Annotated in this window: 9 protein-coding genes; 4 read left to right on the forward strand and 5 right to left on the reverse strand. The window is 53.0% G+C overall.

The window, feature by feature from the left end:
- Positions 1-1,542, forward strand: coding sequence for a glycosyltransferase (locus MHI12_RS28690; RefSeq protein ID WP_405170964.1), 1,542 nt, complete (start codon positions 1-3; stop codon positions 1,540-1,542).
- Complete coding sequence (locus MHI12_RS28695; RefSeq protein ID WP_405170965.1) at positions 1,539-2,210, forward strand: class I SAM-dependent methyltransferase; 672 nt, start codon at positions 1,539-1,541, stop codon at positions 2,208-2,210. Before MHI12_RS28690 ends, MHI12_RS28695 begins: the two co-directional genes overlap by 4 nt.
- Before the next feature lie 268 nt (positions 2,211-2,478).
- On the opposite strand, the gene MHI12_RS28700 is transcribed toward MHI12_RS28695, so the two are convergent.
- The 5 genes from MHI12_RS28700 to MHI12_RS28720 form a co-directional block, all read right to left on the reverse strand.
- Entirely contained in the window at positions 2,479-4,491 is a 2,013-nt protein-coding gene (locus tag MHI12_RS28700; RefSeq protein ID WP_405170966.1) for a glycosyltransferase, read from the reverse strand.
- Between the two features lie 83 nt (positions 4,492-4,574).
- Positions 4,575-6,527, reverse strand: a complete 1,953-nt coding sequence (locus tag MHI12_RS28705; protein WP_405170967.1) for a glycosyltransferase — start codon at positions 6,525-6,527, stop codon at positions 4,575-4,577.
- Positions 6,484-8,766 carry a glycosyltransferase gene (locus MHI12_RS28710; RefSeq protein ID WP_405170968.1) on the reverse strand — a complete coding sequence of 761 codons (2,283 nt, stop codon included), beginning with the start codon at positions 8,764-8,766 and terminating at the stop codon, positions 6,484-6,486. The genes MHI12_RS28705 and MHI12_RS28710 overlap by 44 nt, the downstream gene beginning before the upstream one ends.
- 78 nt (positions 8,767-8,844) lie before the next feature.
- Positions 8,845-10,290 (reverse strand): DUF6385 domain-containing protein, encoded by a 1,446-nt coding sequence (locus MHI12_RS28715; RefSeq protein WP_338707274.1) that lies wholly within the window; start codon positions 10,288-10,290, stop codon positions 8,845-8,847.
- A gap of 45 nt (positions 10,291-10,335) precedes the next feature.
- The gene (locus tag MHI12_RS28720) at positions 10,336-10,833 is read right to left on the reverse strand and encodes a DUF6385 domain-containing protein (RefSeq protein ID WP_341009429.1); all 498 of its coding nucleotides are present in this window, start codon (positions 10,831-10,833) and stop codon (positions 10,336-10,338) included.
- A 230-nt stretch (positions 10,834-11,063) separates the two neighbouring features.
- On the opposite strand from MHI12_RS28720, the gene MHI12_RS28725 reads away from it, so the two are divergent.
- Both MHI12_RS28725 and MHI12_RS28730 read left to right on the forward strand, forming a co-directional pair.
- Complete coding sequence (locus tag MHI12_RS28725; RefSeq protein WP_405170969.1) at positions 11,064-11,597, forward strand: hypothetical protein; 534 nt, start codon at positions 11,064-11,066, stop codon at positions 11,595-11,597.
- A gap of 30 nt (positions 11,598-11,627) precedes the next feature.
- Positions 11,628-12,209 (forward strand): hypothetical protein, encoded by a 582-nt coding sequence (locus MHI12_RS28730; RefSeq protein WP_124116687.1) that lies wholly within the window; start codon positions 11,628-11,630, stop codon positions 12,207-12,209.
- Positions 12,210-12,211: the final 2 nt, after the last annotated feature.

The raw sequence follows: 12,211 nt of genomic DNA on the forward strand, positions 1-12,211 counted from the left end.
ATGGGCGTGGTGAGTATTCTGACGCATAGTTTCACCGATGCGTATAACCGGGAATTCGGTCGTGTATTTGGTGGCGGACTGGAACGCTATATTCTGGATCTGTGCAGTGTCATCCGAGGACTCGGGCATATTCCCGAGGTTCATCAGCTCTCTTATTTTGAAGCATTCCAGACTCGGACGGAGCAGATTGACGTATTTGGTTATTCGTACGACATGGATAATGTACCGGAAGCCTTTGATCGGATGGCAGCCGCAGCGCGTGGCCCAGTGATCTATGCCAGCTGTCTGTGGCAACCCATCACCTATAAACCCGGCAGTCTTGGCATCTGTCACGGCATTAACTGGGATCGTCCCGGACTGCCACTGGAGACCAAACAACAAGTCGCGGAACATATTCAACTGGCTCTGGATGGACTCGTGCGCATTGTATCCGTGGATTCTCACTTCCAGACCTTTTGCCGGGCTGCCTGCACCTATACCGATCCAAGACAGGTTGTCCTGATTCCCAATGCGGTGGATACATCCTATTTCACACCTGCCCCACCAACGCGAACCTTTGAGCAAGAACAGGAAGACGAATGGCTCGTCGCATGGAAGAATGATCTGGCGAGTCATGAAGAAAATGTTGGTGCAGTTATATCAGGGGTGCAAGCTGTAGAAGGCCAGGGCGGAACGAGTTGTGCTGGAGCGAACAGTGGTAAGGCTAACAGAGATGGAGGTGGGGATACAGATAGCGATCAAGAACGAGAGGGGAAAGGAACGGTAGATCTCCATTTGCAGTTATCGAAACTGGAAGAAGTCGAGGCAGATGGCGAAACGTATAGGTTTGCTCATAACCACCGAAATTCAAAGGATTGGGCTACAGATATTCTAGCAGAAGCAGATGCTGAGTATCAGGTTAATGGTCCGATTCAGGGACAGGTTGAAAAGGAAGCTATTGATGCTCGTGTGACCTCACCCTCCCCAATTCGCATTATCTATCCACGCCGCATCAGCATGGAACGGGGTATTATTCCAATGATGCTGGCGGCGGATAAACTACTTGGAGCCTTCCCGGATCTGGAGGTTGAATTTGCCGGGGAACTGGTCGAAGGCAGTACGGTCGGGAGAGTCTTTCGTTACTGGCATCGTACTCATCCACATGCGGAGCGAATTAACCAGCGCACGTATGATTTCCGGGATATTCGGGAGGCCTACCATCAGGCAGATATCGCCGTAATTCCAACCGTCTTCTCGGAAGGCACCTCCTATGCCTGTCTGGAAGCAATGAGCTGTGGACTCCCGGTAATTGCCTCCAATGTTGGCGGATTGAATGATCTGATTCAGGATGGTTTTAATGGGCTGCTGGTACCTCCTGGTGAGCAGGAACTAACCGCTGCACTGGTGCGTCTTGTACAGGATCGGGCCGAGCGAGAACGACTGGGAATCTATGCGCGCGAGACTGCACTATCCTATGATCTTGCCAGGTGGCGGAGCCGGTGGAGCACGGTGTTGGAATCTTTTTTGGCAGAGACAGGATTAAAGGAGGGAATTCGGGGATGATGGATACGCCCAAGGCAACGGAATTCATGGAATCAAGATACATTCGGCAAAGTGACCCTAAAACGGACACATTGGTCTTCCCGCTGCATCCGGCATGGTGGAGCCGTCCCTACGAATATGAATGGGCCCGGCGGTTTGTACGTCCAGACGATGTTGTCCTTGATGCAGCCTGCGGCATCTCCCATCCATTCAAATTCTGGCTCGCCGAACACTGCCGCGAGGTTCACGCCTGCGACTGGGATGAACGCATTTTGTCTGAAGAGGCGATAAGACTGGATATTGTTTCTGATTTTGGCGAGCAAGCCGCCCAGGATCTGCCGGAATCAACTCTCGTCCGATTGCACCGTGCACAGGCCAATCTGGCACAGCTTCCGTACGAGTCGGGTAAGTTTGATCGGGTGTTCTGTATCTCTGTACTGGAGCATCTGGATACAGGCACGATGCTGCGGGCGTTTCGTGAATTCGCTCGGGTGCTGAAACCAAACGGACAGTTGATCGCTACCTTCGATGTGCCCGAGATGCGGCCTGATCTGCTGGAGACGATTATGGCTGTCACCGGATTAACCATTGAAGATAAGCTGAATGTGAAAGAGCCAGACGATGCCATCTGGTCTGACATGTACGGCACGCCGATCCGCTGTTTTCGAGCGGTGATATGCAAAGGTTGAGACGAATTGGGTTACGTTGAGCTAAGTGCAGAGTGGAAAATTGAGGGCTTAAGAGCTCGACCCATTAGCAACGGAAATATCCACGGTTCGGGCAATGCTCCGATTACCGGTAGCTCCGTTGCTTTTGCAATTTCAATTGGAGATCAATTGAGAAACAGTTCGGGATTACAGGGATTGGGGGTTGGGGACTAGAGACTAGCAATCAGAAATTAGTGATTAAAGATTAAAGATTAAAGATTAAAGATTAAAGATTAAAGATTAAAGGAAATTATAGGTGTATCAGTAACATGTTGCACTGGTTGGTGTACTCTTTGGCAGAGGCTGCGCCGGGTGCTGTTAGGCGCAGCAGGGTTTGCAGGCCCGGCGGGATTGTCGTCGCCGGGCGACCTGTGGCGGCAGGTTGCCGCGCAGTGAGTTGGGCCGATTCGGCCCATTCACGCGCCAGGTTCTGCCGCCCGGCGAGCAGCGCGAGCGTGCCCGCCAGAAGCGCGTGAGCGGTGCGCTCCGGGGCGGGCACTTCGTCCGCGTGGGGCTGCTGCGCGCCGTCAGGCGTGCCACATAGCGCAAGCAGCCCTTCGCGGACGCTCGCGGGTGCGCGCAGCAGCCCGCAGCGTGCCGCAGGCGGAAGCGCTGCGAGCAACGCCAGCGCGCCGCGGGGCGGCAGGGCTTGCAGCAGGCGCAGCCATGCGGCCCAGGCGCCTACGCCGGCGAGCGCTTGCGCAGCGGCGAGCACGCCGCCAGGCGCTGGCGCGGCCGGGCCAGCGGGCGCTGCGCCGCGGGGCTGGCTGCGGGCCAAGGCCCCGCGCTGCAGCAACGCCTCGGTGGCGTGGGCCGCTGCGGGCAGCGCGGCCTGCTGGCGAGCCGCCGCTCGGGCGTTGCGCCTGCCGGGCTGCTTGTGGCCCAGCGCCCACAGCGCGAGCGCCGCCTCTGGCCCGTGCTGCGCATGCGCAGCCCAGGGCTGCAAAGCCGCCCGAGCCGAGGCGTCCTCGCCCAGCTGGGCCAGCGCAAGACCGGCGGCCAGCCGCTGTGCCCGCAGCGGTGCAGCAAGCGCTGCCGCATGGCGCAGCAGCCACTCCGGGCGATTCGCGGCAAGCGCGGCCGGGATCAACGCTTGCCATGCCGCAGGCGGCAAGCTTACCCGAGCGGCGACGCTGGCGATGGCATGCGGCCGCCCTATGGCAGCGGCCAGCAACAACAGCCGCTGCCATGCAGCCATGCTGCCGGGTTGCATGCCCAGCGCCGCTATGTACGCGGCTTCTGCCTCTGCCCAGCGACCAGTCCGCTCATATGCCATGCCTTCCAGCGTCAGGCTACGATAGGTCCCAGCACCAGAGACTGATGTATACCTGCTGGCTGTAAAAGCAGCTGATTTAGCCTGTTTTAACCAACCCAAGGCCACGTCCTCTCTCCCTTGGTCCAGTTCAAGTACAGCACCAAGCTCCAACAAATCCGGAAAATCCTCATACACGGGCGCCCATGCTTCCACTACAGCAAGTGCCCGTTCCGGGATGCCAATCTCTCGCCAGGCGTAAGCCGTTTTCAGCACCAGATCCGAGTGATATCCACACTCCGGCATAAGTTGTGCTAATAATGGCTGTAACAAACGGAGTGCTTCATCATACTTCGCTTGCTGAAACCACTCGGCAGCCAGAGCATATAACAACTCCGGTTGGTCGCCCTCCTGATTCAACGCGGAGCGGATCAATTGCATATTTCGTGCACCTTTATTTTTGGCAGTAATCACCTGCTCCAGATATCCGTAATGAATGACTTCAAGTCCAGAATGAAGCACACCTTGCGGAGCCAGTGCCATGATGGAAGAAGCAATCTCTTCATGAATTCTGCCCTGAAAAGCAATTCGGGGATCATTTCGGAACAAACGACACACCGCATCCGTCACACGCTCTTCACCGGACACACCCAGCAGACTTGTGACCTGTATCCAGTATCCCCACACGTCATCCCTACTTGCCGCTAACAACCGCATGAGTTCTGTCTTCATCTGAGGGGTCTGTACCCATACCTCATCCGCATCAAGCACCAGAATCCACGGTTTCGTAGCAGCGGCCAGTGACAGATTACGGGCTTCACTGAAATCTCCGTTCCATTCCGTACGAATTACAACGGCACCATGGAGACGCGCAATTTCAGTTGTAGTATCTACCGATCCGGTATCCACGATGATGATCTCATCCACAACATCCCTAACTGCATTCAAGCACTGCTGGAGTGAACCGGCTTCATCCTTCACGATCATACACAAACTAATCCCTATGCCCATATTCGTCACCACCCCTCACCAACGGAGTTCAGCCCCACCATTAGCCCGCTGAATTAAGTTGAACTCCCGCTACCTGATCCCTCTCAGCTCTCAAACCCGTCCGCTCCCGGCAACTCCAGCCGAATATGCTGAACGACAGGCCAACAACGGTGCCGCTGTCCATCTGCATGCTGAGCGAACACCTCCAGATGATGGTCCGCAGCACTGACCAATCCTTTCACCAGCCAGCTTGTTCCCGTCAGGGTATCCGAAGCCCCAGGGAACGACTCCATGTCACCGGCCTTCCCGTTCTCCTTTTTGCCTTCCATCACTTTCTCCTTCTCTCCCACTCGAACGCTCTCTCCCGCCAATTGCTGTCGACACATCTGAATCAGGCTATGCAGCTCTTTCCATCTCCCTGACTGTACACATCCTTCCATCAACAGTCCGAGGGCCTGCCAGCCATCATATTCTGCTCCCGCAACCGTTACGTCCATGCTGGAGTTCATATCCTTCTTCTTTGTCGCTCTCAGACCAACCGTTCTCCCTATCTGCACAGCAGATTCCTCATTCGTTACTACTCCTAGCTGCGAACTAAGCTTCAACCACAAGGTTAATGGATCATCTCCGTTGACTTCCTTGCCTTCTATCCACTCCAAACGTTCGAGCCATCGAGCAGACGAGATCGCGAGCAGCCCTTTTTTCCGCTGCACAGGTTCCAGTTTCAGACGCGCCTTGTTCCATCTTCCCTGTTGGATTTGGAGCATCGCCTCCGCCACAGATAAACGCTCCCTCATCTCTGCGGAAGGTTGTGAGGATATAACCGATAACAATTGCAAAGCCGCATCATAACAACGAGATTGCTCCAGAATGCCCAATACTTTGTGTGTAGCCTCTTCCGAACTGAGTGCAAAGCGCTCCCTCACCAGCTCTGGAATCTGATGTTCCTGCCCGGAGACTCGCATAATTCGGAATATCCGATAGAGCGGCGGTAACAGACTGGATTTGGCACGCACCGCTTCCACATAAGCATCCACCGCACCCTCCAGATCTGCCCTTCCTTCCAGCAATCGCCCTAATGTATACCACGTCTGATAGGTGCCGATGCCTTCTTCCGTATGATATATGGGGGGAGGTGGCCCCATGCGAACAGCTTCACGGAGCGAACATTCTGCCCGATCTGCATCACCCAATGCGTCTGCACATACCCCGCGATGGTGCATCAGATCCGTGTATTCTGGAAAGAGTTCAAGCGCAGCATCAATGCGATCCAATGCCTCCTGCCAGCGATTCAGATGCTGGAGACAACGAACTTCATATTTGAACAGCAAATGCGCGTAACTGGTCACCGCAGGATCAATCCCCATCCGAGCCACACCAAACGTCTCCAAGGCCCGCTCCGCTTCCCCCACACGCAGATACTCGACACCCAGATTATAGTGATGGAACGGCTGATCCGGTTCTTCCTCCACTGCCTGTTGCAACAGGCGGACATTGCGGTTCACCTTATCTTTGCGCTCCACAATCGCCGTCTGATACCCATAATGATGGATAATCATGTCTGTCACATGAAAAGCAGCCTCTGAATTCCTACGGCAAATCGCCGCCGCAATCTGCTCATGAATCCGACCTTCGAACCGATGCTCCGGGGCATTACGGAAGAGACGCAAAACCGGATTCACGGTAACCCCCTGCTGACCCGTACCTGTATAGTTATGAATGTTTAAAAACAATCCGTCACATCCGCTGACCGCCGCCCAGCTCCTGATCTGCTCCCGCGCAGCTCTATCGAGTGCCTCGTCCGCATCAAGAAAAAGAATCCAGTCGCCGGAAGCGCGCTCCAGGCCAGCATTCCGTGCTGCGGCAAAATCTTCGCACCACTCAAATCGCACAACCAACGCGCCATATTGCTGCGCAATCTCCGCACTGCGATCCGACGAACCGGTGTCCACTACAATAATTTCGTCCACCGCTCCCTGGACACTGGCAAGACAATGAGGCAGCAACTCTTCCTCATCCTTCACGATCATGCATAGGGAAATTCGTTCCGCTCGCAAGCTGATTCCTCCTTTCCTTTGCATGAAAAAGCGTACGCCATGGGATGCCTTCGGTCGTTCGCAGCCTTTGTTCCAGTGCAGTATGTTGTGCAGAGAGTACACCTGAAGACGAAGAACGAACCATCTCCTGCTGGATGGCCTCCATTGCCAACCGCATGTAACATACAGCTGCTCCAGCTCGGGCCTGCCGCATATCAGGCTCCCGCTCCAGAGCCTGCTCGAAGAGAGACAGCGCTTGATCATTGTGGCCTTTGGCATACAGCGTTTCACCCAGCCAGAATAAACCTTCGGCATCCAGCTCACTCTCGGTCATGCACTGAATCAGGATGTTCGCGGCTACCATGGTATACCCGTGACGATACAGCAGACTTGCAAACTTTCGCCTTCGAGTTAAAGTCGTTCCCCAATGATCACACATCATCATGGCCCGCAACTCATGCAGTTGCTCAGCAAGTGTAAGCTGTCCTGTCTTTACGGCTTGCTGCACAACCTTTTCTGCTACCATCTCTGCCTGCGGACCCCATTGCATAAGCTTTTGTTCTTGTGAAGCAGGTTTCATGCTTCGCGGCTCTTTGGTTAACTGATTCAGCAGTCGATCCATGACCTTCCAAACGTTCTTTTCTTCTGGAAGCGTAGTTGCGAGGAACGCCTCGGATAATCGTAATCCGTTGGTCCAACAAGCCAGTGCCCAATCCATTCTGTGCTCAGCCGGCAGATTGACTTCATGCACACACCCCACGCTCCAGTGTTCTTCTGCCAGTTGCAGCGCTTCGGAAACCCTATTCGCACATAACATCCAATGTATTTGATCCGCTACATGGATACGAGCGGTACGCACATCAGTATCCAGCATTTTCAATGCCTGTTCATATGCCCCACAGCCTGCTAGAACATAAATCACCTTCACCAGATGGTCCTCATTTGTCACTGCATATGAATGGGGCATTTCAACACGAATCGAATCACCGTGACCCGATTCCTCGAATCCTCGGCATCTGGCGAGCAATGTTTCTGCTATGTTCTCATCGGTTTCACCGCATTGTTGCAGCACATCTGCCAACCCTGCCCATGCCGGAGCATATGTGAACATGCTGTCCAGAGCCAGCCCGTACAGATGGGCAGACTCATTCAGGAATCCCCGTTTCTGTGCAAGTCTTGCCATGGCGGTATAAGCTCTGTAACTGTCAGAACCCGCTTCCGTTACATATGACGCGTCTAACGTGCTACCGCCATCACTGTGTCCAACACGGTCTATTCCCTCCCGGCAGTCCGTTGCTCGGGCATACGATTGATATGCACGCTCCTCCAAACCTTGCTGCTCCAACGTCTCCCCATACAACAGATGCAGATCAGCATAAGATGGATAACGCTGTCTTTCCACAGCCAGAATTGCATGCGCCTCGTCGTAATGTTCCGATCCCACAAGGGTCTTTGCATAATCTCTAACCAGTGTAGGTCGATATGGTGCGAGCAACTCTGTCAAGCGCAATGATTCACGGAACGCTTCAATTGCCTTTTCGACCTGACCAAGCTGGCAATACGTTACTCCCAAATTGTACAGGTGAAAAGGCTGTGCAGGCTCATCTGCAAGTTCCCGCTCAATCAGCTTTAAATTACGTCTTGGTTTATGTTCCTTCGCAATCGTTGAGGCCAGATATCCATCATGAATCAGACATAGTGGAGCAAGCGGTTCAGTCTCGATCAATTGGCTTTGTTCATCGGCATAGGTCTCGCTCTTATTCATATCACCAGCCTCTTCCTGGGCAAGCTCGCTTGGGCCACTACGAACCAATTGCTCATGAATACGCCCCTTGTATCGATACCCCTGATGAGCACGGAACAGCCTCACTGGCTGAGAGATAACACTCTCTTCTACCCCTTCACCGTATCGATTCTCTATGGTAATACGTAATCTTGAAATGCTTTTATGGACTTTAGGTAAATAATTCAGCAGTTCTTCCAATCCCTGCGTAACGTACTCATCGGCATCCAAACACAGGACCCATTCCGTGCGCGCCAGAGGCAGACTGATATTTCGTGCATTGGCAAAGTCATCTTGCCAGCGGGCGTGAAATACCGTTGCGCCGTACGTTCTGGCGATCTCGGGTGTACTGTCGGATGAGCCAGTATCGGTGATAAAACATTCCGTGCTGATATGCTTCAAGCTGTCGAGACAGCGGGGCAGGTGATGTTCTTCATTTTGCACAATCATATGGATTCCAAGTAAACGGTTCTTCAAGTGCAACCACCTCCAATACAAAAAAGTACATGAAGTCCACCAAAGGAACTCCATGTACCTATATGACAAATAAATGGGTTATGTGCCTTGTCCATTGAAGAACACATCAATCGTGCTAGGTGCGCCGATTAGGCTGGAGCGGTAGGAAAGACGCGTGTATTTGAGAAAACGCTGCGGTACCAATACATCGACTGACCCGGACAAAATGCCCGTTACCGTCGTCACATCCGTGTACCAGTTTGTTCCGTTGGCGCTGATCTCAACAAGAGCATCTACCCGATTTACACCCGGCCCCCGGTTATATACAAAGAAAGAATACGTGCCAAATACACTGGTCGTAACCGCCGGGAGCGCTGTGAAGGTGTTTGCGGTCGGGGTGCTTATGAGTTGAGACTCCTGGAAACTCTTCTGTGAAATGGACGTCACACTGCTAAGTGTTCCCGCTGTAATTGTAGCACCCAGCACACTGGTAATCGTTCCGTTCAACAAATTTGTCAGGGTTCCTGCGGTGATCGTTGCCCCGAGTACACTCGTAATCGTACCGTTCAGCAGGTTCGTCAATGTACCAGCAGTTACGGTTGCGCCAAGTACGCTTGTAATGGTTCCGTTCAATAAGTTCGTCAGTGTTCCGGCTGTAATCGTTGCTCCCAGTACACTCGTAATCGTACCATTCAGCAAATTGGTCAACGTACCCGCTGTTACCGTTGCGCCGAGCACACTGGTGATCGTACCTGCGGTAATCGTTGCTCCGAGTATACCTGTGATGGTACCCGCCGTGATGGTCGCTCCAAGCACGCTAGTGATCGTTCCAGCGGTAATCGTCGCTCCCAATACACTGGTAATCGTACCATTCAGCAAGTTCGTCAATGTTCCTGCGGTCACCGTGGCTCCAAGCACGCTAGTGATCGTTCCAGCGGTAATCGTCGCTCCCAATACACTGGTAATCGTACCATTCAGCAAGTTCGTCAATGTTCCTGCGGTCACCGTGGCCCCGAGCACACTCGTGATCGTTCCGGCGGTAATCGTTGCTCCCAATACACTGGTGATCGTACCATTCAGTAAGTTCGTCAACGTTCCTGCGGTCACCGTGGCTCCGAGCACACTCGTGATTGTACCATTCAGCAAGTTAGTTAGTGTTCCTGCTGTTACGGTTGCGCCGAGCACACTTGTAATCGTTCCCGCTGTGATCGTTGCTCCCAATACACTCGTGATGGTACCATTCAGTAAATTCGTCAATGTACCCGCTGTTACTGTGGCTCCAAGCACACTGTTGATCGTACCTGCCGTGATCGTCGCTCCAAGTACACTCGTGATCGTTCCGTTCAGAATGTTGGTAATGGTTCCGGCGTTAATTGTAACCGTGGTCAGACCTGAGATGTTACTGATCGTTCCGTCCAAAATAATACCAACTACGTTCCCGCTCGTATCCGTTCTGACAGGCTGGGCTGTGCCTGTACTATCCTGGCCAAAAATCAACGTTCTCAGATTATCCGGATTCGTATTAAACGTTGTAAAGTTAGGCATGTGTCTCGTCCTCCTCCCTGGTCAAATCTGTGAGATCATACTCCCTTACGGCATACGCTGTGCCTGAAAGTAAACATCGAGCCGGGTCGGCTGATCCGGTTCAACGGATCGAATTGCAAGCCGGGTATAGTGCAAAAATCGCAATGGTACCAGCGCTTTGGTCTGGCCTCCCGCGACCACCTCCTGGCTGTCCACAGCATAATCCACGGCATTTGGGCTGATCTGGATCTGTACAAGAGCCGGATGTTTTCCCCGATTCACAACGCCATAGGTATACATGCTGAGTGATGAGGTGTCTTGTGCCGGGAGTGAATCCATGCTGCTACTGGTTTCGGCTCCGACATACGTATGCTCTGTAAAACAATGAATAGCACCAGGGAGTTTCGTGCGTGAGGAAGCACCCTGCTTGAACCGGGGACGAGTAATCCGGGAACAAGGGGGTTTCAGCAATTTAGCGCGGCAGGAATGACGGGAGCTGCGGCGACTGACATATTTAGTTGGTTGCTTCATTCTCTTCTTGCTTTGCTTTGCTGTTCGACTCATCTCGATTTCCCCTTAAAAAATGTGCTTACGCATCGTATGCCCGGATTGGATATACGGGCACGGCAACCGCCGTTATTTCCAGATATACGGCTCAGTCCCCAATCCATTTTGCTTCTTTCACATACACTGCAAGTACAATGAAATGCGAATCAAAAGGCACCCTTCGTAATCAAAAGCGGACTTTTTGAACAACCTCTATAAGTTAATCTGGTCTATGGGAGGTGGATGAGATGACCAACTATAATGTATTCAACCAATCCAATCGTCCCCTGTTTACTCAACTGACCAATACCTTCTCAGCCCCGGGCATTGAAGCGTCACCAGACAGCGGTGCAGCTGCTGCTGGCAGTTTTTTTGCCCTGACGACCAACAATGCCTCGATTCCTTCCAACCAGAACCTTCTTCTACAGATCTTGAATGCGGCTGGCAGCGGCCGAACAATACGCATATCCAGCCTCACAGGAGGCACAACAGCGGCGGCTACTCTTGTTATCTATTCTGGAGGAACCGTGGCTGTTGGTAGCACACCAGTGCCCGTCAATACGTTACTTGGAAATACCAACGCCAGTGTAGTTACCACAAGACAAAATACAGGTACCCTGGGGGGAACCTTCACGAGCATTGCAAGTATTCCGCTCACCGCAGGAATGTATTCGCTGGATCTGAATGGCTCCATTATTGTTCCACCGGGACAAACATTATCCATTAGTTTAGGAATTGGGAGTCAGACGGCAGCCATTAATCTGTTCTGGTGGGAGTTCTGAGTTTGATTCTGATAAAAGGAGGTGCACACTATGCCGAATAATAATGTATTTAATCCGTTAAGCCAGCCCGTCTATACGTCCAACACCAACACGTATATTTCTCCCGGCATTGTTGCACCTCCGGAGAATAATGCTGGCAGTACGGGCAATCTGTACAATGCAGGCTCCACCAACTCTACAACACTGGGGTTGCTGGGAGGAACGGTTATCGCCACCGTACAATTGGCCAATCCCGCAGGGAGCGGGAAAACCCTATACGTATCCCGGCTCTCTGGCGGAATTACGGTATCACTCAATCTATTATCTTCCTTCAGCGGTTCCATGAGTCTGAGCGCTAATGGAACACTGACATCGCCCACCACACTAACATCGGTAAACAGCAATCTTTCCAGCAGCAATACCAGCGTAGCCACGGTACGGTTCTCTGCTGCTGCACCTTCAGGAGCGACCCCATTGATGGCTATGCCCCTTCAAGCAGGGCCGTTTCTGTCCAATGAATTTGGCCGTTACGTGGTTCCTCCGGGTCAAGCCATTAACCTCTCTGTCAGCGGATCACTTTCGGTTGGTGGGCTGATGGCCTCTACTGCTTATTTTGCTTGGTGGGAAGTGTGATT

The organism is Paenibacillus sp. FSL H8-0280 (assembly GCF_045040665.1).
Lineage (GTDB): Bacteria > Bacillota > Bacilli > Paenibacillales > Paenibacillaceae > Paenibacillus > Paenibacillus xylanexedens_A.